The sequence below is a fragment of the Iodobacter fluviatilis genome (assembly GCF_004194535.1).
GTDB lineage: Bacteria > Pseudomonadota > Gammaproteobacteria > Burkholderiales > Chitinibacteraceae > Iodobacter > Iodobacter fluviatilis_A.
Map to the genome: position 1 here is coordinate 3,903,433 of NZ_CP025781.1, position 21,108 is coordinate 3,924,540.

At 47.0% G+C, this 21,108-nt stretch carries 20 protein-coding genes and 3 pseudogenes; 7 read left to right on the plus strand and 16 right to left on the minus strand.

Annotated features, from left to right (window positions below):
* Nucleotides 1–46 precede the first annotated feature (46 nt).
* On the plus strand, nt 47–1,324 hold the full coding sequence (locus C1H71_RS17355) for a YeaH/YhbH family protein (protein WP_130107679.1): 1,278 nt from the start codon (nt 47–49) through the stop codon (nt 1,322–1,324).
* Nucleotides 1,321–2,859 (plus strand): SpoVR family protein, encoded by a 1,539-nt coding sequence (locus C1H71_RS17360; RefSeq protein ID WP_130107680.1) that lies wholly within the window; start codon nt 1,321–1,323, stop codon nt 2,857–2,859. The genes C1H71_RS17355 and C1H71_RS17360 overlap by 4 nt, the downstream gene beginning before the upstream one ends.
* Before the next feature lie 97 nt (nt 2,860–2,956).
* Here the strand turns inward: C1H71_RS17360 and rplI are convergent, their stop codons facing one another.
* The 6 genes and pseudogenes from rplI to C1H71_RS21635 all read right to left on the minus strand — a co-directional run.
* Complete coding sequence (rplI, locus tag C1H71_RS17365; RefSeq protein ID WP_130107681.1) at nt 2,957–3,406, minus strand: 50S ribosomal protein L9; 450 nt, start codon at nt 3,404–3,406, stop codon at nt 2,957–2,959.
* Between the two features lie 15 nt (nt 3,407–3,421).
* Nucleotides 3,422–3,649: a 30S ribosomal protein S18 gene (rpsR, locus tag C1H71_RS17370; protein ID WP_046351876.1), complete on the minus strand. Its 228-nt coding sequence runs from the start codon at nt 3,647–3,649 to the stop codon at nt 3,422–3,424.
* 8 nt (nt 3,650–3,657) lie between these two features.
* Complete coding sequence (gene priB, locus C1H71_RS17375; RefSeq protein ID WP_130107682.1) at nt 3,658–3,963, minus strand: primosomal replication protein N; 306 nt, start codon at nt 3,961–3,963, stop codon at nt 3,658–3,660.
* 58 nt (nt 3,964–4,021) lie between these two features.
* On the minus strand, nt 4,022–4,390 hold the full coding sequence (gene rpsF / locus C1H71_RS17380; RefSeq protein WP_130107683.1) for a 30S ribosomal protein S6: 369 nt from the start codon (nt 4,388–4,390) through the stop codon (nt 4,022–4,024).
* A 122-nt stretch (nt 4,391–4,512) separates the two neighbouring features.
* A complete protein-coding gene (fdxA, locus tag C1H71_RS17385; RefSeq protein WP_130107684.1) occupies nt 4,513–4,836 on the minus strand; it encodes a ferredoxin FdxA in 324 nt (107 codons plus the stop codon).
* Between the two features lie 325 nt (nt 4,837–5,161).
* A pseudogene (locus tag C1H71_RS21635) lies at nt 5,162–5,435 on the minus strand (IS5/IS1182 family transposase); the annotation flags it as partial.
* 230 nt (nt 5,436–5,665) lie between these two features.
* Between C1H71_RS21635 and C1H71_RS17390 the strand changes: the two are divergent.
* Nucleotides 5,666–6,070, plus strand: coding sequence for a hypothetical protein (locus tag C1H71_RS17390; protein ID WP_130107685.1), 405 nt, complete (start codon nt 5,666–5,668; stop codon nt 6,068–6,070).
* Between the two features lie 251 nt (nt 6,071–6,321).
* Nucleotides 6,322–6,585: a hypothetical protein gene (locus C1H71_RS22120; protein WP_445351639.1), complete on the plus strand. Its 264-nt coding sequence runs from the start codon at nt 6,322–6,324 to the stop codon at nt 6,583–6,585.
* A 340-nt stretch (nt 6,586–6,925) separates the two neighbouring features.
* On the opposite strand, the gene C1H71_RS17400 is transcribed toward C1H71_RS22120, so the two are convergent.
* The 6 genes from C1H71_RS17400 to ggt all read right to left on the minus strand — a co-directional run bounded on the left by C1H71_RS17400 (nt 6,926) and on the right by ggt (nt 13,840).
* Nucleotides 6,926–7,354 (minus strand): hypothetical protein, encoded by a 429-nt coding sequence (locus C1H71_RS17400; RefSeq protein WP_130107686.1) that lies wholly within the window; start codon nt 7,352–7,354, stop codon nt 6,926–6,928.
* 10 nt (nt 7,355–7,364) lie between these two features.
* On the minus strand, nt 7,365–8,768 hold the full coding sequence (locus C1H71_RS17405) for an inositol phosphate phosphatase SopB (protein ID WP_188053379.1): 1,404 nt from the start codon (nt 8,766–8,768) through the stop codon (nt 7,365–7,367).
* Between the two features lie 194 nt (nt 8,769–8,962).
* Nucleotides 8,963–9,763 carry an IS21-like element helper ATPase IstB gene (gene istB, locus C1H71_RS17410; RefSeq protein ID WP_130104872.1) on the minus strand — a complete coding sequence of 267 codons (801 nt, stop codon included), beginning with the start codon at nt 9,761–9,763 and terminating at the stop codon, nt 8,963–8,965.
* Nucleotides 9,756–11,276, minus strand: coding sequence for an IS21 family transposase (gene istA / locus C1H71_RS17415; protein WP_130104993.1), 1,521 nt, complete (start codon nt 11,274–11,276; stop codon nt 9,756–9,758). The genes istB and istA overlap by 8 nt, the downstream gene beginning before the upstream one ends.
* Nucleotides 11,277–11,384: 108 nt before the next feature.
* Nucleotides 11,385–11,639, minus strand: a complete 255-nt coding sequence (locus tag C1H71_RS17420; protein ID WP_130107688.1) for a hypothetical protein — start codon at nt 11,637–11,639, stop codon at nt 11,385–11,387.
* 470 nt (nt 11,640–12,109) lie between these two features.
* Nucleotides 12,110–13,840 carry a gamma-glutamyltransferase gene (gene ggt, locus C1H71_RS17425; RefSeq protein WP_130107689.1) on the minus strand — a complete coding sequence of 577 codons (1,731 nt, stop codon included), beginning with the start codon at nt 13,838–13,840 and terminating at the stop codon, nt 12,110–12,112.
* A 309-nt stretch (nt 13,841–14,149) separates the two neighbouring features.
* On the opposite strand from ggt, the pseudogene C1H71_RS22035 reads away from it, so the two are divergent.
* The 3 genes and pseudogenes from C1H71_RS22035 to C1H71_RS17440 all read left to right on the plus strand — a co-directional run.
* Nucleotides 14,150–14,413: pseudogene (locus C1H71_RS22035) on the plus strand (transposase family protein); the annotation flags it as partial.
* A 425-nt stretch (nt 14,414–14,838) separates the two neighbouring features.
* On the plus strand, nt 14,839–16,152 hold the full coding sequence (locus C1H71_RS17435; RefSeq protein WP_130107691.1) for an alpha-amylase C-terminal beta-sheet domain-containing protein: 1,314 nt from the start codon (nt 14,839–14,841) through the stop codon (nt 16,150–16,152).
* Between the two features lie 170 nt (nt 16,153–16,322).
* Nucleotides 16,323–16,601 (plus strand): annotated as a pseudogene (locus C1H71_RS17440) (IS5/IS1182 family transposase); the annotation flags it as partial.
* Between the two features lie 257 nt (nt 16,602–16,858).
* On the opposite strand, the gene C1H71_RS17445 reads toward C1H71_RS17440, so the two are convergent.
* The 4 genes from C1H71_RS17445 to C1H71_RS17460 form a co-directional block, all read right to left on the minus strand.
* Nucleotides 16,859–17,668, minus strand: a complete 810-nt coding sequence (locus C1H71_RS17445; protein WP_130107693.1) for a hypothetical protein — start codon at nt 17,666–17,668, stop codon at nt 16,859–16,861.
* Nucleotides 17,668–19,119 carry a Na+/H+ antiporter NhaC gene (gene nhaC / locus C1H71_RS17450; RefSeq protein ID WP_223145913.1) on the minus strand — a complete coding sequence of 484 codons (1,452 nt, stop codon included), beginning with the start codon at nt 19,117–19,119 and terminating at the stop codon, nt 17,668–17,670. The genes C1H71_RS17445 and nhaC overlap by 1 nt, the downstream gene beginning before the upstream one ends.
* A 331-nt stretch (nt 19,120–19,450) precedes the next feature.
* On the minus strand, nt 19,451–20,383 hold the full coding sequence (locus tag C1H71_RS17455) for a hypothetical protein (RefSeq protein WP_130107694.1): 933 nt from the start codon (nt 20,381–20,383) through the stop codon (nt 19,451–19,453).
* Between the two features lie 80 nt (nt 20,384–20,463).
* Nucleotides 20,464–20,898, minus strand: coding sequence for a hypothetical protein (locus C1H71_RS17460; RefSeq protein ID WP_130107695.1), 435 nt, complete (start codon nt 20,896–20,898; stop codon nt 20,464–20,466).
* Between the last annotated feature and the right edge of the window lie 210 nt (nt 20,899–21,108).

The following is a 21,108-nucleotide window of genomic DNA, read 5'->3' on the forward strand; positions in this document are numbered from 1 at the left end:
TATGCTCAAGCACCTCTTGCGTCTCACTCCTCACTGGAGTTGCAAAATGATCCATATGATTGATCGACGTTTGAATGGTAAAAATAAGTCGGCGATAAATCGGGAGCGATTTCTACGCCGTTTTAAGGGGCAAATCAAAGAAGCGGTCACTAAAGCGGTGAATGGTCGATCCATTACCGATATTGAGCGCGGAGAGAAAGTCTCTATTCCTGTTAAAGATATTAATGAGCCAGGTTTTGCTCACGCACAAGGAGGCGTTTGGGAACGTGTATTCCCTGGTAATGATCGTTATAGCCGAGGCGATGAAATTGAGCGCCCTTCAGGGGGCGATGGTGCAGGAGGTAATGGCGGTGCGGGCAATGGTGGGGATGGGGAGGATGATTTTGTATTTGAATTAAGCAAAGAAGAGTTTTTAGAATTCTTCTTTGATGATCTTGAATTGCCCAATCTGGTTAAAACCCAATTGAAGCAAAGTATGGTGATGAAGCCCGTGAGGGCGGGCTTTACCTCTGATGGCACACCCACCAATATTCATGTGTTGCGCAGTTTGCGTGCGGCATTGGGAAGGCGGATTGCGCTATCAGCTGGGCCGCTTGAAGAGCTCAATACGGTTCAAGAGCAGCTAGATGAGTTGTTGGAAACACAAGGCGAGCGTTCAAAAGAGGTGCAAACGCTGCAGGCAATTATTCGTGAATTAAAAGCTAAGTTGGTATGTATTCCCTATATCGACCCTTTTGATTTGAAATATACCAATCGTATTCGGGTACCTAGGCCGACTACGCAAGCCGTGATGTTTTGCGTGATGGATGTATCTGGCTCTATGGATGAGGCAAAAAAAGATATCGCTAAGCGATTCTTTATTTTGCTGTATTTATTCTTGGTGCGCGCATACGAGAAAATAGAGGTGGTATTCATTCGCCACCACACCCAAGCCACGGAAGTGAATGAGCATGATTTTTTCCATGCTAGGGATACCGGTGGGACTGTGGTGTCATCAGCATTAAAACTCACCAAGAAAATTATTGATGAGCGCTATCCTGATGCGGATTGGAACATCTATGTGGCACAAGCTAGCGATGGTGACAATTGGGATTCTGATTCACCGCAATGCCGGCAAATGCTCAATGCGGAGATTATGCCGCTGCTGCAATATTATGCTTATGTTGAAATCACTGAAGGGGAGCCTCAAAACCTATGGTTTGAATACGAGAAAGTGGCTGAACAGCACGCGCATTTTACTATGCGGCGTATTCGTAACCCCTCTGAAATCTGGCCTATTTTTAAAGAGCTATTTAAAAAAGTGAGCGCAAGGAGTGGAGCATGAATACCAATACGCGCCAAAAAAAAGCCAAATCAAAGAAGCTGCTTTCAACGGGGTCGGAATGGTCCTTTGAGCTAATTGATGATTATTATCGAGAAATAGCGCGTGTCGCCAAGCAGTTTGGTTTGGATACTTATCCTAATCAATTAGAGGTGATTTCTGCTGAGCAAATGATGGATGCCTATGCATCGGTGGGTATGCCGGTAATGTATAACCACTGGAGTTATGGTAAACATTTTTTGTCGACTCAAAAGTCATATCAGCGCGGCGCAATGGGCTTGGCTTATGAGATTGTAATTAATTCAAGCCCATGTATTGCGTATTTAATGGAAGAGAACACCATGACTATGCAGGCGCTGGTTATTGCGCATGCGGCGTTTGGGCATAATTCATTTTTTAAAGGGAATTATCTCTTTAGAAGCTGGACGGATGCATCGGCCATTATCGATTATTTAGTGTTTGCTAAAAATTATATTGCACAGTGTGAGCAGCGCTACGGCGATGATAAGGTCGAAGAATTGCTTGATTCTTGCCATGCGCTGATGAATTACGGTGTTGATCGATATAAACGCCCACAAAAATTATCACTTTCATTGGAGCGGGCGAAGCAATCTGAGCGGGAAGCCTATCAGCAATCGCAGATCAATGAGTTATGGCGCACATTACCTAAACGCATGCAGGAGGAAAAGTCTTTTGAAGAGAATCGTTTTCCTTCTGAGCCGCAAGAGAATTTACTGTATTTTATTGAAAAATATGCCCCGCTATTAGAGCCATGGCAAAGAGAGATTGTGCGGATTATTCGCAAAATAGCGCAATATTTTTATCCGCAGCGGCAAACTCAAGTGATGAATGAGGGGTGGGCTACTTTTTGGCATTACACGCTATTGAATCAACTCTATGATGAGGGTTTGGTGGATGATGCCTTTATGCTGGAGTTTTTGCATAGCCATACTAATGTCGTGTTTCAGCAGCCCGTGACAAGCAAATGGTTTAATGGGATTAATCCTTATGCTTTAGGCTTTGCGATGTTTAGAGATTTGCGTCGTATTTGTGAAGAGCCTACTGCTGAAGACGCTGCATGGTTTCCTGATCTGGTGAATACAGATTGGAAAAAAACCCTTGATTTTGCAATGCGTAATTTTAAAGATGAAAGCTTTATTTTGCAGTACCTTTCACCTAAGTTAATTAGAGAGTTTCGGTTGTTTGCAATTTTGGATGATGATTATTTGCCTAAATTAAAAGTTGCAGCCATTCATGATGGGGATGGTTATCGTGAAATTAGGCACAAATTAGCGGGGCAATATAATCTGGCTGGCCGTGAGCCCAATATCCAAGTGTACGAGGCAAATACTCAGGGGGATAGATCATTAACCTTGCGGCATTATCAGTATCAACGCAGGCCATTAGGCAATAGTGTGCACGAGGTGTTGAAGCATATTTCTCGGCTGTGGGGGTTTTCGGTAAAGCTAGACAGTGTCGATGAAAAAGGGAGGGTGTTGTTGAGCTACGAGTGCAAATTAGAAAAAAGAGGGGGATGAGTTCTTGGTTTTATGGTGGGGAGTCTTATGGTGGAGGCAATAAAAAACGGCAATCCTAGGATCGCCGTTTTTTTATGGGATTAATTAATCGCGAGGATTAGTTAATGCCAACAACCGTTACCTTAACTGCAGCAACGATGTCGTGGTGTAGAGCAAGCTCAACTTCGTATTCGCCGATTTGCTTGAAAGGACCTTCAGGCAGACGAACTTCAGATTTAGCCACTTCAAAGCCAGCAGCAACGAATGCTTCGGCGATATCTTGTGTGCTCACTGAACCAAATAGACGGCCATCAACACCGGCTTTTTGTTCGATAGAAACTGCAGTACCTTCCAGCTTAGCTGCGCGTTCTGTTGCAGCAGCAATAATGGCGACTTGACGTGCTTCAAGCTCAATACGACGAGCTTCAAACTCAGCCAAGTTAGCAGTTGTTGCGCGCTTTGCTTTGCCTTGTGGTACTAAGAAGTTACGTGCGTAACCGTCTTTAACAGTAACCACATCACCAAGACCACCTAAGTTTGCTACTTTTTCGAGCAGAATGATTTGCATTTTTATTCCTCTCGCTTAGTGTTGGTCGGTGTATGGCAGAAGCGCAAGCAGACGAGCTACTTTGATGGCTTCAGACAATTGGCGCTGAAACTTAGCTTTTGTACCAGTAATACGGGCAGGGATGATCTTGCCATTTTCAGAGATAAAGTCTTTTAACAGAGCAATATCTTTGTAATCCACGTGGGCAATGCCTTCAGCGGTAAAGCGGCAGAATTTTTTCCGCTTGAATAGGTGACGCGACATGATAAACCTCAATTCAACAATTCAAATTCTTCGAGATGCAACACAAGCTCATGACGATAACGATTACTTTTTGCGGCGATAAAACCTTTGCTGGCTAGGCGTTGTCCTATCGTGATAGGGCCAAGCCTTACGGCAATATCACCCAGTGCCATTACGGACACTTCACACTCCACCTTGCGGTGTTTGCCTGCTTCAAGCTGCTCAGAAAGGTGAGTGATCACGATTTCTAAAACGGGCGTCCCTGCAGGGGTGTGGCGTAATTCGCTTCGTTTTATAACGGTACCGTCAATGAGTACTCGGTTACGTTTGTCCAATTTAGTAGTCCGGTGCAACGATCGCGAAACAAGTGTGCTTCGCTACGTTAAGCGTACCTTAGGCTTCAGCAGTGCCTTCGGCAGCAGCTGTAGTCAGGGACTTGGACTTCTCTTCCTTCATCATTGGGGAAGCTTCAACAACAGCAGTTTCTGTGCGCAAAGTGATGTGGCGCAGAACAGCATCATTGAATTTGAAGGCGTGTTCGAGTTCGTCCAAAATCAGCTGGCTGATTTCAACGTTCATCATGACGTAGTGAGCTTTGTGGATCTTTTGGATCGGGTAAGCTAACTGACGACGGCCCCAGTCTTCAAGGCGGTGAATAGCACCGCCACCGTTTGTGATCAGGGTCTTGTAGCGATCAATCATCGCTGGAACCTGTTCGCTTTGATCCGGATGCACGATAAATACGATTTCGTAATGTCGCATGACATCTCCTTATGGATGTTAAGCCTGCCGCGTGCGACTACGGTCAAGCAAGGGTTGTTAAGAGGGGCGGATCATACCGGATAAGCTGGCAGACCTCAAGCATTACGCAAGATTAAGTGTGCTTAACGCTCAACTTGATCAAACTTTCCGCTCACTGTAGACCATGTTTCATGATCGGGAAGTGGGTCTTTTTTCTCGACGATGGTATGCCATATTTTGGACATCTCTGCGTTTAGCTCAATGTAATCTTGCATATCTGCAGGGACATCGTCTTCGGCATAAATGGCTTCGACTGGGCACTCTGCAACGCAAAGCGTGCAATCGATGCATTCATCGGGATCGATCACTAAAAAATTTGGGCCTTCTTTAAAACAGTCCACTGGGCATACATCAACGCAGTCTGTGTACTTGCATTTCACACAGGCGTCGGTCACTACGTACGTCATGATTGAATCCTTGTTGATGGGGCTAGGCCCTTAGGTGCTCATTGCTTAGCGCAAGGATTGGATTTTAGCAGAGCTCAGGGGCTTAGAAGTAATGTGATAGTTATTTATAAAGAATCAGCGGTGATAACTGCGTATTTATCGTCCTCTAAATGCTTTCTAAGCAGTGCGACGCTGCGGCTTGATTTGTGGCAGGCCTATGGCCTTCAACTTTGCTGCGCTGTATTTGTATCAAATGGCTAATTGCGAGGTTTGGGGAATTGGATTGGATGCTTTTATTGGTGATAAATCAATTTAAGAACGAATCGCCCCAAACTCCATTCGGATTTACGCCACGCACATCGTCTCTGGCTATCACTCGCTCGACAAGCAGTTTGAAACAGCGCATTTTGGTTTCAACCAAGCTCCGGCGCTGATAGCTACTCCCGTTTTTCCACAGCGCTCGACCTTAAGTGCCTCGTGGCGAGCAGCGACTCGTTTCTCGCCTGTGCACCCCACGTATCTTCTTTCCACGGGTGCTCGTTTTCCGGTGTCGGAATGATGGGGGCTGCGTTGCGTTGAGCAATCGCCGCGTAGCAACCTTTCGTATCGTATGCACTATCAGAATACCCATCTTTATCGCTTTGCCCACACACTAAGCGTAGCTAAAAAGCCTGCTTGGCTCAGTTTTGTTCACAACCAGCGTAGTCAGACGTCTTTACCCACAAGGGAGCATTCACCGTCAAAACAGGTCTTATATGCTAAGCGCTAAGCGTAAACTGTTACACAAGAATGCATTAGCATTAGCATTTGCAGCAAGCCGCACAAGTCATTTAACTTACTGGAGAAAAGCATGTCCTACAATTTTACCCAAGCAGCAAACGTCATGAGTATTGCCGAGCAAGAGTATGGCGGCGCTGCTGAGATTCGATTTTCAAACTTCACCTCATGTATCGGCTTGATTGCTAGAAAGGCAGGCAATGTGACTGGCGTGCATTTGGTCATGTTTTCGAATACTGATAGTGCGTTTGATAACGCAGCAGCAAATGCCGCAATTACCTTGTTGGGTGCCTATACCCATGTGGTAGTGATTGGTCAAACTGAGATGTGGAATGATAATTTGCCTGGGCCATATCAGTACTTATTAGCGGGCTTAAATAATCCGACGGTGATTGATGTGAATGATGGTGTGTATGGCGGGCGGGTGGAGAACGGTGTGTTTCAAACTTACCAGAATGGTTATTATGTGAATGTGTAAGTTAAGTAGCTAGTTCCCCTCTCCCGTCAGTGGATAAGATTGGGCATGAAAAGCATACTTTTCATGCCTATCGAATCTAAGTTGCCTATGCACGGAAACCAGTACTGCATCAACAGGGGGCTGTTCAATCAAATAGGGCAAAACTTGCGCATCGCCCACCGCATTGCTCGTAATTTTAATCGCGCGTATTTCAAGGGTTTCAGCATCAATACCCTGATGAACCTTGCGTATTACCAGCGATATTTGGTGCCATGTTTTTTAGTTTTCCACTCGCCTTCGCCCAGCATCTTAATGCCGGTACTGTTGATCAATCATTGCAGGCCACCCATGCTTTCTTGTACCTAGATGACGACCTTAAGGTGTTTTTTTGTCGGCAGATTGTGCTGGAATCAGGTACTTTCCAAGCTACATTGGCGAGTCGAAGCAAGCTTTCTACCAAGCCTGTTGTTTGGCGTAGTGTGAGATTTAATCGGCTCTTGATAGTTAAAAGCAAAATTGAATGGCCGCATCGCTAAATTTAACTTACCGTCCTCGCTTGCCCGATAGGAGTGCATTCCATGGCATGTTTTTATCAAACCAACAAACCAAACCGACCGTGACTTGTGCGATTTAAGGGCCGGGTGATAGGCGTTCTAATGGGGGGTATACTTGCTCGGTTCAGGCGTGCTCATGCGTTCATTCTAACAGCAGTAAGGATTGGCCGATTTGTGCAACAAAGCCATGCAAAAGTGACTGCCTCCTTCTGTAATATATTTCGGTGCTGTACAGCAGGCCAAAATAGCACGTAAAAATCAGGGATTGAATATGCTCAACATTTTCAGGCTAGCGTGACGTTGTGTTCATTTTCCCTTCTTTTCAGCCTAGTTTGGCGCGTTGGGCAAAATTAGCCCTCTGATGATTTCTTCGAACTTCGTCATTGTGTAATGCGGGGCTTTGATTTGACAAATCCAATTGATCACGTAGGGCACGCGTCGAGTTGATCAACAATTCCAGTAAGGCAAGTAAATCTCCTCCTTCACTGTCTATCGGTGCCCGTAAAAGAGCGAGCAGCAATGTATTGTCTGCGTCAGCAGCCAACACCACTGGGCACGCATAGTTATGTTGAAGTAACCATTTTAACTGAACAATGTCATTGGGCAGTTCACCCAGCGGGCAGCACATTTCCAACCCTTGAGCCGTCTCGTCGAAGTAAATCGCCAAGTCCTCATCCACCCACAGCACAGGTTCTTCTGCGTCTAACTCCAGCCCCAGTGCCTCATATAGGCTCAACAACAAATTTTCCATTCCGAATCCTCTACGACTTGACTATGCTTGATAAGCCTTGAGTTTGCATCCAGACTTCGGGGTTGCCAATGCGCTTTGCATAAGACAGATTCATGAACGGCAACGATTTCATTACCTTGTTGCCAGGTGCGCCGGTGTTGTACTTTTGTATTTCTAAATTGCCGCCATTCATTAATACTTGCTGCAGCAGGCTGCGATCTACGTCTTCTAAAGGACTACCCGGTTGGTTCAAACCACGCCCTTGGTGCTGCGCTATAGCCTCCCGCTTCAGTTCCGCATCCAACATGCCGGTTCTATCCTTACCACTCTTACAGTTAAAGCAAGACACCGCGCCAATCTCAAAGGCAAGCATAGCTACGCGTTGTGCCGCCTGATAAGGCTCGCCACCATCGCGGTGATGCGACTTATCGGCCCATATTGCCTTAAGTTGGTGCACTAATTCCTGTACGCGAGCTTGATTGTTGGGATTGTCCTTCAAATACTCTCCCACCCACCCCTCGGTCTTTGCATCAAGACTTAAATTGTTGCCCAACAGTTGGCGCATGGCGACAAGGTTATATTTATCTGATTGTTCTTGCCCAAACTTCAGCGTGAGGGCGGCTTCGTTGACGCCGAAGTTGAATGCAGCCACCTCCAAATTCAGCTTTACGGTACACAACTCACCAGACTCGTTGCGTACATCCATGCTGATTGGTTGCTGCTGTTCAGAAAGCGTACGCCACGCTGTAATCTGGTCATCTAGCATTTTGCCTTCACCGCCCGTACCAGGCGTTACGAGTGACGAAGAAGTCAGCCGCAAACTGACCTCTTCGCCTTTCAGCGCACGCTGCAATATTTCTTGCTTCGAGAATAGCGCCGCAGTCACAACCTCTCTCGCTCGATTCAACGTGCCTTGCTGGCGCTCTTTAGGGCTATCGGCCAAACCATATGGCGATAAAATAGCGTGACGCACACCTTTGTATAAGACTTGTCCGCCATCCTCGCGTATTTCAGATGTCCACAAATTGGCAGCATGCGTCGTATCTTTTGTTGAAGCACAACACACCCCTTTGTTGTCGTAGTTAACAGGGAATACATCATGCTTACCCAACTTCATTTTGCTTGCCGGCACCAATGTGCTGACGTAATCGTGGTTGCCATGTTTAAATTTCGTCTCAATGGTTTGCCAGTCTTGACTGTTGAGTAGCTTCAAACGCGCCTGAGCAAATGCTGCCTTGGCTTCACACAGCGCTACTTTAGCCGGCATGCCTTGACGCGTTAATGCGTTCGCAATTAGGTTAGTTAAGTCCTTACCCAATTGTTTGCTTTTAAGTACCTCTGCTTTGGTCGCTTCCCTCTCCGTTTTCAGAAGCGCAGTGGCAGCCAATTGTTTGGACAGTCCACCAAGCACAGAGGCGTCGGTACTTGATGACAAACCCAAAGCAACCAATACCTGTTGTGCCGCGGTGATTTGATGGCGTTGATATGTTCACGCCGATTGAAATTTGACCCACCCTGCCGATCGAATTTTGACCCAGGGCCGAGCGTTGCTTTTTATCGGAGCAACTGTGCATAAGTCTAGCAAATAGCGGGCCACTCACCCGCTATTTTTACGCCTTCAGGTTCGGCTTAAAACCGCTCAGCCTCGGTACGCGCTTCCTCCTTTCTGCTTTGCTCCCTTTGTTTTATCTTCGTTTTTGCTGCTAAGCTGCTGTGCTGGAAACGGTAGGAGTCATTCCCCGTTTCTACAATGTGGCAATGGTGCGTCAGCCGATCCAACAACGCCGTCGTCATCTTGGCATCGCCAAATACACTCGACCATTCCGAGAAGTTCAGATTCGTGGTGATGATGACGCTGGTGTGCTCATAGAGCTTCGACAACAAATGAAACAGCAATGCGCCTCCGGCCTGACTAAAGGGTAAGTAGCCCAGTTCATCCAAAATCACCACATCCACTCGCATCAGCGCGAGTGCAATACGACCTGCTTTGCCTTCACGTTTTTCTTTTTCCAGTAAATTGACCAAATCCACGGTCGAATAAAAACGGCCGCGCTTGCCGTGATGCGTGATCCCGCCGATCGCTAACGCCGTGGCCAAATGTGTTTTACCCGTGCCTGGGCCGCCAATCAGTACGGTATTTTGTGCCGTGTCGGTAAAGGCCAATGTCGCCAGTTGATTGACCAGTGCTTGATCTGCCTTGCTCGCGCTAAAGTCAAATCCCGCTAAATCACGATGCACGGGAAACTTCGCTGCGCTCATTTGATGCTGAATCGAGCGCACCTTACGATCGCTGTGTTCTGCTTGCAATAAATGCTCAATCAGCCAGCCACACGTTTCCATACTCTGGCCGCCCTGGCTCTTCAGATCCAGCCAAGCGGCCGCCATCCCATGCAAGCGCAAGGCTTTGAGTTCAACACTCATCTCATGCATGGCTCGACTCCTCGTGGTCGCTGTCGAACTCGCTCGCTGCACGCAAGCCGTCGTAACGCTGGGTGTTCGCCTGCGGTTCTTCTACTAATTGCAGCTGCGTTTCAGCGCTAATAGCGGACGGTGGGTCATTCAATCGCGCCACTACATTTAAAATGTGTTCAATGCTGATGACGCCTGACTCCAGTACCAACTCAACCGCAACCAGTACTGCATCCAAACCCGCCACCGGAACCGTGGCCAGCACTTGCGCCATCACCTTGTCTCCCCCGTTACGCCGTAACAACCTTTCCTTGAGCTGCAATAAGGGCGCAGGCATCGACGTAAAGGGCGCACCATTGCGTAAGGCCCCCGGCTTACGGGCAATCAGCGGAATATAGTGCAGCCAATCAAAGCTCACCTGCTGTTGCCCCGTCAGCCGCTGATGTCGGGCCATGATTTCATTATTCGCCACCACCACAACTTGCGTGGGATACAAGCGCACACTCACACGCTGCCGCGACCATTCACAAGGCACCGAGTAACGATTGCGCGCGACGGTGATTAAACAGGTGCTGGAAACCCGAGCCAGATGCTCAACGTAACCATCAAACGGGGTCGGCATCGGCATCATTTCTAAACGCTCTTGCTCCAACATCTCGGCAATGCTCAGACCTTTGAATTCGGGATGCCTGAGCACGCCCCATAAGACGCGACAACGCTCGGCCAGCCACGCATTCAATGCGTCAAAGGTACTGAACTTGATGCTTTGCGCCTCCAGCCAGATTCGCCGCCGACTATCTTGGACATTCTTTTCAACCACGCCTTTTTCCCAGCCAGAGGCGACATTGCAAAAGTCGGGATCAAACAAATAATGGGCGCACATCACCGAGAATCGGGCATTCACGATCCGGCCTTTGCCTTTCAATACCTTATCAACAGCGGTCTTCATATTGTCGTAAATGCCTCGGCGCGGCACACCCCCTAAAGCCGCAAAGGATCGAGTATGCGCATCGAACAACATTTCATGCCCTTGACTGGGATAGGCCACTAACCAGAAGGCGCGACTGGCACACAATTTCAGATGGGAAACTTGAATGCGCCGATAAATACCACCAATAAGTAGATGCTCCTCACTCCAATCAAATTGAAAGGCTTCGCCCAAAGCAAATTGCAAGGGCACAAAACCCTGTGGGGTCTTACCGGCTTTGCCCCGCCAAGCACGAACGAAATCAGTGACGCCACTGTAAGCCCCTGTATAACCCTCAGCTTGAATCTGCTCAAACAAGGCTTTGGCGGTGCGACGATTCTGCTTGGATCGGAAGGAGTCGGCAGTCAGGGCTTGTTCTAGAGTGGCATGATAGGGCGTCAGTTTGCCAGGCTTACGCTGCCGTACGTATTGCGGCTCAGCCTTGGCAGCGGGTTTGCGAACCCAAGCGCGAATAGTGTTACGCGCCAGCCCCGTGCGCTTGGTGATTTCGTGCAGCGACAGATTATCGCGAAAATACATCCTGCGGATTTTGCCCATCATTTCCATGGTGATCACCTTTTATCCTCTGCTCAAGAGTTAAGCAGAATAAGTAAAGCACCTGGGTCAATTTTGGATCGGCAGAACTAGCTGTGGTGGGTCAGTTTTCGGTCGGCGTCAACAGCGTTGATATTCAAGTATGGTATGTAACGAATGAGATGATGCTGTCGATGAGGGCTGTTGTTTCAAATCCAGCAAATTATTATCTTGTGTTTTCGGGGTATGTAATACCTCTAGTTTTTTCGGTGCAGCCGCGCTGCCAGCAACGACCTTTGAATTACCCAACCGCTGAAAGCTAGTTAATTTGATAGTGTCCACTTCAAACAGCGTAGCTTTTGGCTTTGTAGAAAAAAGATTGAAAATAATCTGCATGTCAATTGTGTTCCTTACAGAATGATCAAAAATAAGTTAGGTAACACTTAAAGCCTTTGTGTTTTTCATTTACTAATTTTTTAGAAAGTAATGTCATAAATCTAAATGTTCGCAGTCCGGATGCCGACAAAATGATGCTGCCATTTATGGTTTGCGCTTGCTTTACTTATGCGGCGGCCTCAACTTGGGCTGGATTAGCCCAAGTTGAGGGGCCTAGCAGCCTGTCGGGCTTAGCATCAATCAGCTGCAAAATCACCTGATCGGCCTATATTTCACCAGATTTTTGACCAATAACTCGTTATTGGAGCTGCAAATCCGGCAAAATCTGGTCTCGACCATGCGATTTTTCGCTTCGACCGTCTAAGTCCGACAGGCTGCTAGGGTCTGTTGATGTTTCATTTGCGGCTGCGTGTTTTATGTTTTTCGTGCTTTTAATAAAAAGTGTTTTATATCCTGCTTCTTACCCAACATTACTTCCGCTGCACTATCGCACTCCCGCCTCCATGGCGCAGCGGTTCGCTGACTGCGGTGGTGCTGCCGTCGGGGTTAAATTGCAGGCCGTTGGCTGCGCCGATTTCGTCTTTTTCCTGCCATTGATGGCCGTATTGCTCGAGTGCTTTAGCCTGTGGGCTGCCAACAAATTTCAGCAGTGTTTCTACTTCGGTTTTATCGCCGTTTCTTTGGCTAAGGCGTGGGGCGGCGAGTGCTTCGCCTAGTGGCATGCCTTGGTCAATATGGTTGACGATGGTTTGTAAGACGGTGGTGATAATGGTGGAGCCGCCTGGGGAGCCGATGCTAAATACAGGCTTACCATTTTTAAAGGCGAGGGTGGGTGACATGCTGGAGCGGGGGCGTTTGCCTGCTTCAGGGACGTTTGGATGCGGGCTGCTGAATTCAAAATCGGTCATTTCATTGTTAAGTAAAAAGCCTTTTCCTGGCACAACAATGCCACTGCCACCCCAGTCTTCGATCGTAAAGGTGTAAGCCACAATGTTGCCTTGCTTATCGCTTACAGTTAGGTGGGTGGTGTGGGCGGGTTCGGTGGCAAGGGCGGCTTTAGGGCGTAACGGGTGCGATGGATCGTCTTGGTATAAGAATGGATCGCCTGCAGCTACTTTGCCGTGGGTTTGCTTAAGATCGATAAGCTTGGCGCGCTCGCTAGCATAGGCTTTGGATAGCAAGCCACTTTTGGGTACGTCGGTATATTCACCATCGGCCACATAGGCGTTGCGATCGGCAAAGGCGAGCCTTGCTGCTTCTAGATAGAGGTGCTCTACCTGATCACGTGGCATGGATTTTAAATCGAAGCCTTCTAAGATATTGAGTGCTTCGGCAATGGCTATGCCGCCCGATGAGGGCATGGCCATGCCGTAGAGATCTAGCCCGCGGTAGGTAGAGTGAATGGGTTGGCGCAGGCGGGCCTCGTAATCTTTTAAATCGTTCAGCGTCATTTGCCCTGTGAGCACCGAAACACCGTTGACGACAGGCGGGGTGTTCACTGTCTGTACAATCTGCGCGGCTAAAGGGCCTTCATAAAAGGCTTTTACGCCGCCCTTACCCAAGCTGCGATAGGTGGCGGCTAGGTCTGGGTTGCGAAAGGTGCTGCCTATGGGCAGGGCTTTGCCGTCTTGTAAATACAGTGCAGATGTGGAGCTAAAGCGGGCGAATTTTGCCTCGTTAAGCTGGTTAATCCGGTAAAAATTTGGGCTTACTTTAAAGCCGGTTTCAGCCACAGCAATAGCAGGCTGCAATACCCGCGCCAGATCCATACTGCCGTAGCGCGACAGTGCCTCATGCCAGCCCCGCACCGTGCCAGGAATGCCGACGGAAATTCCTGTGGGTACGGCGTCATCCCATTCCATTTCCTTGCCGTTTTTTTGGAAAACCTGTGGGCTAAAGTAGGCGGGGGCGGTTTCTCTGGAATCGATGGTGATGACTTTTTTGTCTTTGGCTGAATAAATCAGCATAAAGCCACCGCCACCAACGCCGCAGCTGAAAGGATCGGTCACCCCGAGTGTGGCTGCTGCGGCTACGGCGGCATCAATGGCATTGCCGCCGGCATTTAAAATACGCATCGCGGCTTGGCTGGCGGGATCAGAAATCGTAGCAACCGCACCGCCATACCCCGTGGCAACAGGCTGCTTGGCCCATGTGGGGGCGGCGATCAGGATAAAGAGCGTTGCGAGCAAAGGCTTATTCATGATCGTAAACTCCGTATAGAGGAGTGGCTTATGCTACACACTGGCTTACGATTAGCTAATGAGGTATTACCGCATCGGCTGACAGCAAGGCTAGCTTTGAAAGCGCAAAGGCAGCAAGCTCATGGGCGGGTAGGGCGCGGCTATATAGGTAACCTTGATCAGGGCAATCGCATTAAGGATCACTTGATAGCCCTGATACAGTGATTCAAGTCCATCAACTCAATCTTTATTAATATACCTAACCCCAATGCCTCAATTTTCACCCGTTTTTCCAGCATTCCTGATTTACGTATGTAACGCAAACCGCGTCATCAATTGGGCGATATTTTCTTTATTACGCTATGTGCCGTTATCTGCGGTGCCGATAACTGGTGGGGCATTGAAGCTTATGGTAAAGCCAAAAAAGAATGGTTAGTTGACGTACTGAACTTGAAACACGGCATTTTTTTCCACAATACTTTGGGTAAGGTCTTTGCTGCGATTGATCATGCATTTTTCAGTGAATGCTTTAGCCGCTTCTACCCTACCTTGCATTTTACGTCAGATAAAATTTACAGTGATTTGAAAAGCTGATTTGATTGCTTCATGTCAAATGCAAGACCTGACCTTATAGGTCTTTACTAGGTCTTTACTATAGGTCTTACTATCGAAATTCGAATCAGGCGTTGGAGAAGGTCAAATCTCACATGGAGCAACGTGTGCGCACACACTTGATGAAGCGGCATAAAGTGAACGACAGAGGCATTGGTGAAGGCCGATTCCCGAGTGTTGATCTGTATGGGCGCTATGGGCTATATAAAATACCGACAAAAGCGGGCTGGAAAACAGCGCATGCCTAGGCGTGAGAAACATCGGAAAGCCGTGTGCGGGAAAATCGCATGCACGGTTTGATGAGGGAGGGTAGGTAAAAAGCTGCTCTCTACTCTACCCATAGGTTCTCCCCATGTATTACCTGAAGCTAAAAAATCGATCAAAATAATCACGACACGAGTGACCACATGAAGCTGAAATATATTTTGCTCGCGAGTTTGCTGGTGGCGGCATTGCCTAGCCGTGCAGCTACGGAACAAGCTAAATCCAGTACCGCTGTGCTCTTTCAAAGTTTTCATTGGCATTCAGCCAATAGCATGTTTTATGGCGATTTAAAATCAAAAGCCACTGACCTGAAAGACCTAGGGATCACTCATGTTTGGTTCCCTCCACCTTCCGATGCAGGCTCGCCAGAAGGTTATTTACCACGTCAATTGAACACGCTTGATTCCAGCTACGGCCGCGAAGAGGCGCTTACATCCGCTATTTCGGCCCTTAAAGCGCAGGGCATTGAAAGTGTTGCCGATGTCGTGATCAACCATCGTATTGGATCGAGAGACTGGGGTGATTTTACCAACCCTACTTGGGATTGCCGTGCGGTAGTCAAGGAGGACGAATGGCCAGGCAAATGTGGCGGCATGGATTCGGGAGAAGGCTTTAACGCAGCCCGTGATATCGATCATGCTCAAGAGTTTGTGCAAAATGATATCAAGCACTGGCTAGGCTCTCGGCTCAAGGGAGTCGGCTTTACGGGGATACGGTTTGATTACGCCAAGGGTTATGCGCCGCGATATGCTGGCAAGTACCACGATGCTATGCAGCCAAATTTTTGTGTGGGCGAGCTATGGAGCGATTTAGATTTTAATGCGGTCGATGCGCATCGAAATAGCTTGCTGGAGTATGTTGAAGGCACTGGTGGCAAATGCGGGGTATTTGACTTCACAACCAAAGGCCTGCTGAATCAAGCGTTACGTTACAACGAATACGAACGGTTGCGTGACAGTACTGGCAAGCCGGCAGGGGGCATCGGGCGGAACGCAAAAAAGATGGTCACCTTTGTTGATAATCATGACACGGGTCCATCTGAAAGTTGTGGTGCAGGGCAGAATCATTGGCCGGTGCCTTGCGATAAGGTGATGCAAGGTTATGCCTATATACTGACCCACCCAGGCATTCCCAGTGTCTATTATCCGCATGTGTATCAATGGCAGCAACGTGATGCCATCAAAGCATTGATTCAACTGCGTAAAGAAGAGGGGCTCACCTCCACGTCAGCAGTGGCGATTCAGCGTGCTGAAAACGGCCTTTATGCGGCAATTGTTGACCACAAGGTTGCGATTAAGATCGGCCCTACGGATTGGAGCCCCGGCACGGGCTGGACACTACGTACATCTGGCAACCAATATGCAGTGTGGACCAAGAGCAAGCTGGCATGTCATTCCGTGCCTGTTCACTTTAGAAGCCCTTTTGAAAAAGATTTTCTGAGAAAATCAAGCTCCTAAATTTTCAGAAAATCAGTGCAATGAGCTACCACAGTAACTTGACAAAGCGTGAATTGAAGATGATCAGAGGTTTTTTCGCAAAACGTGCCAGTTGCGGACGTAAACCGTTACATCCTTGCCGTTACATCGTGGAGGCGATCTTTTACCTCGTTCGCTAAGGTTGTCAGTGGCGCATGTTGCTGATACATTTTCCAGTATGGCAAACCGTCTATGGTCATTTTCGGCGCTGGAATTTGAATGGCGTTTGGGAGCAGGTTCTGGATGAGTTAAACCGGAAACGTCGCCTACAACTGGGTAAAAAAGCGAGTCCAACTTACGGGATCATCGACTCGCAAAGCGTCAAGACCCTATATGCCAGCGAAGACAGAGGTATTGATGGTGGCAAAAAGACCAAGGGGCGTAAGTGTCACCATGTCATTGATGTACATGGATGTCTGCTTCACATTTAAGTGCATGCGGCGAATAAAGAAAGCAATGGGGTCAGGCCTTACATTTTGCATTAGATGAAATTTACAGTGATTTGAAAATCTAATTAAATTGATTGCTTAATGTCAAATGTAAGGTCTGACCCCATAGGTCTTTACTATGCTTATTGCTCTTAAAGCCAAAGAAAGCGGATTTAACTTTACTCAGACCCCAGTTATTAGTTATTAGTTATTAGTATTAGAAAATCTATTTCAAAACGGCTTCTAACCTATTAGGTGCTTCAGCAAAATGTGATTGGGGCGGGTGAGCTATCAATTTTACGCACAATGACTGTCGAAAATTCAGATGTTGCCGAATAAACCACCATGTATCGACCGATTAGATAACCATCACAGTGGATTGCCCATGGCGGCATATGAACGGCGTAACCAAAGGGGATCTGAAAAGCAGAAATGTAACGGGTATGGTCGGATGCCTGTTTACCAATAATTAAGTACCCCCCCGCGCTGTCCTCAAGTGGCATATGGAAGTGGGGGCGGTCGTGAACTTCTAGATAGGCACCGCCACCTTTTTCTGCCTTTTGCAAATAGCCCTCAGCATAATCCTTCCCAATTGATGTAATCGTTACAGGCAGGTTGTGCTGAGTATTAAAGCTGGTCACATCGCCAACAGCCAGTAGATGGCAGCCGTAATAGGCCAGGTGTGTTGGCGTTGCTTCAGCAACCGGAACAACCAAGGATTCGGCCCCTTCTGCTAAGGTATAGCGTCCGTTCCCACCCAGAATATTGGCATCCTTGATCACTAGATCGACTGATTCTTGCCAGACACCCGTCAATACACAATGTGGGGGCATTGTCGGTGTGGGTAGGGGCTTAGCTTCTTGGTCCATCGCCTCGTTAAAGCCCGAGAACGAAAGCTGATAGGTTTTTTCAGGCGCTACATGGCCGATGAAATTTTCGGTGCGCATGTAGGCATCACACGTATCACCCTGTCGATTTACCATCAAGACCGGAATTGCTTTAATCAGCTCATCGGGTAGGTTTCGGGTCATCTTAAGGGCATCAATTGTTAATAAATCGGAAAAAGACATCAGTTAACACTCTTGAAACTTACATCTGTTGGAGTGGAGTGGTTTGCGCTCGGTGCCGCTTGGGGTTTGAAAATAGCAATGCCGAAGAATGCAAACAACATGCCTAGTAGTGGATTCAACCAGTTCAAGAGGGCCCATGGCGCATAGTCCAGCACATTAACGCCCAGCGTAGCACTCATAAATGCGCCACCCGTGGTCCACGGAATAAGTGGTGCCGTTAAGGTGCCACCCTCCTCAAGCGAGCGTGACAATACTGAACGATTAACTCCTCGCTCGTCATAGGCATCGCTGAAAAGTTGCCCACCTAAGGTGATCGATAAATACGCCTCGCCCATGGTTAAATTGCCTGCAAAAACCGAGAGTATCGTTACAACAACAAGGTTGAATACGCTAGTAACGCGCCGTAGTGCCGTTGTGATCAAAACCTGTAAGAAGCCAAACTTATAGAGGATGCCACCTAACGATAGCGCCATTAGCCCCAAGGACAACGTCCACATCATGGCAGCTATACCACCGCGTCCTAATAGTTCGTCCAACATTGCTACGCCGGTTTGGCCTGGACCACCACCACTATACAAGGCGGTAAGTACGTTAACGATTTCGGCATCCTGCATGAAAACGGCAATCAAAACCGCGATAACGGAAGAAAGCAACATGGCGGGTTCTGCGGCAACGCGGGCAATACTAAGACCAAGCATGACTAAAAAAGGCAAAAGACACCAAGCGTTAATGATGTAGGCGTTATTGAGTGCATTGGACATCAACAGTAGCTGCGAACTTGGCAATGCGTTGCCCGCATACTGTTGCCCCAATAGCCAAAAAACTAGCAGTACGATTAGGAAGGCAGGCCCTGTCGTGTACATCATTGACCGTATGTGGTCATAAAGATCAGTGCGTGAGGAAATCGCAGCCAAGATGGTGGTGTCAGATAGGGGTGAAATCTTGTCGCCAAAGCAGGCACCAGATACCACAACGCCTGCCACCAAAGGCAATGGGATATTCATTGCGCCCCCAACGCCAACTAATACCACCCCTGCAGTGCCCGCTGTACCCCAACTTGTACCTGTGGCTACAGACATCAGAGAACATAGTATCAACCCCGCTGGTAACAACATCGATGGGGTTAAAAACTGCAAACCGTAGTAAATGAGCGCACTGACTGTACCCGCTTGAATGAAAGCGGCAATTAGCACCCCAATCAAGATAAACACAAAAATTGCACCCAAAGCACGGCTGACACCTTCGCTCATGGCATGCCGAATCGTAGAGAAGTCACATCGTGTCAGCAAGCTAGCACTGATGCCAGCGATCATTAGACAGATAAGCATCAAGCTATGAAGATTTACTTTTAAAAAGAAGAGTCCATAACTAATTACTACCACGATTAACCCAAATGTTATCAATGCATTCATAAAACTAGGCTTGGGCAACGGTGCTTCTGAGGTCATCATTGTGTTTCCTTTCTGAGAATGGGCACTCTGTTCATGGCTTTTATGTCATAACGTTTGAATTAAGGGGCGCGCTTTAGCGCGACCCGCTTGAATGATGGGTTAGGTGCCAACTTTTACTCATTGATGTCAAAGTACCTAGGTTGAACACCAGCCTCTAAATCGCGGCGCCAATTGAGTAAAGCAATAGGGTTAGGCCTTACATTTTGCATTAGATGAAATTTACAGCGATTTGAAAATCTAATTAAATTGATTGCTTAATGTCAAATGTAAGACCTGACACCATAGGTTCTTCAGTGGCGCAGCCACGGCCTTGAGCGCCTTGTTATGCATTTCAATCCTTTTTACTGGACGATAAAGCCTTCGATATTTTTTCTATAACAGAGGCAAACTTTTCAATAGTTGTTATATCAAGCTCCTCTTTAGTGTTTTTGGAAGACAAATTGTCGCCATTTATATTCCAATGTTCAAATGCCTCCTTAATTTGCGGCCAGTCTGCTGCCGCCCCATATGATTCAAGATAAAACTTACCGAAGTTTATTGCGTGCCGCCTATCCGCATTTTTTAACGCCTCTTTCATATATGCGTTACTAAATATAAGGGCGTACTTTGCAAGAGCCGCGAACATTGTTATTGCAATTACTCCCTTAAAAACAATAAAAACAATAAACTGCCAGCTAATTCCACTCTGTGCCGTAAGATACGACGACATTGTAACTTCAATAAAAAATGCAAGGCTGCAAAATATTGAAAATGCCCCTATTGCTGCCCATGATTTCGACCTTCCGTGAAATTCATCTTCTTTGCTTCTAAGAATTTCAAGGGTTTGTGTAACATAGTCATTTGACTTTGTTTCAATTTTTATTCTACTTTCTTCGTTATATCTTTCTTTTTCTAGATGAAGAAGAATCTTTTCCTCTTCTAACTCTTGTTCTTTTCTGCGGGTTGAATTTTCAAAATCATTTCTTAATGACTCTAATTCTACTTGTCTAAGCTGTAGTTCTCTTTCAAACTCTCTTTGTCTTTCGTATAGATTTTTCTCTCTTTCTGAAAAGAATTTTTCTCTTGCATCCATTTCTTTCTGTATTGCTTTTTCTCTTGAGAGCTGCTCTTCTTTTAATTTTGATTTTTGTTTATCTAGCTCTCTTTCCTGCATATGAATTTGCTGTCGCAACATCATAAGCTCTTTTTCCCGTATATTCATCCGTTCAAATTCTTCGACTGAAATATTTTTATATTCGTTATATTTTTCCATTTTATCCTGCATAGCTAGAAACTCCTATTAAATGCATAACGTTTGAGTTAAGGGGCGCGATTTAGCGCGTCCCGCTTGAATGATGGGTTAGGTTACCGTAGCTTAAACCCAACATAACATAGAAGAAAACCAAGACCTGACCACAGACTACCAGCTACCAATTCGCCAACTGGCTCACCAAAGAGTTGGCTAGCTAGCAAAATAAGACCGCATATAGCTCTGCAACTACTCTCACCCATTGGTAATGGCTCATTACCAATGAAATAGCTTACCCCATGAAATAAGCCAAAAATACCAAGCAAAAGTAAGACAATACTCATTGGTTTAGGGTTTGTTTTATGATTAGAGATTGCACGATTATCGGAATGCTCTTTAAGGACTAGCGTGAGTGCTAGTAAAAAACAAACAAACCCCAGCAAAAAAATAATGCTTGAAACTTTTGGAGATGGCTGAGAAATAAGGGTTGCAAGGAAAATGCCGCCAATTATGACAATAATGATTTGTAGGTTAATACGAATAAAGCGCATTGAGGTACCTAACAAGTTGTAGACACCCTAAAACGGTAGAAAAACCACCACCTTGGGCGTATAAGAACGCTAAGCCCCCTTGAAAGATCATGCGGGGCGCGGCCTGAAGTGTTTTATGCCGATATAATACACCCGATTGAGCGGGGATTCCCACCTTTGGCTTGTTTTTTAGTCAGGTTCGCGATTTATTTAGCATGGCTAATTGTAAGT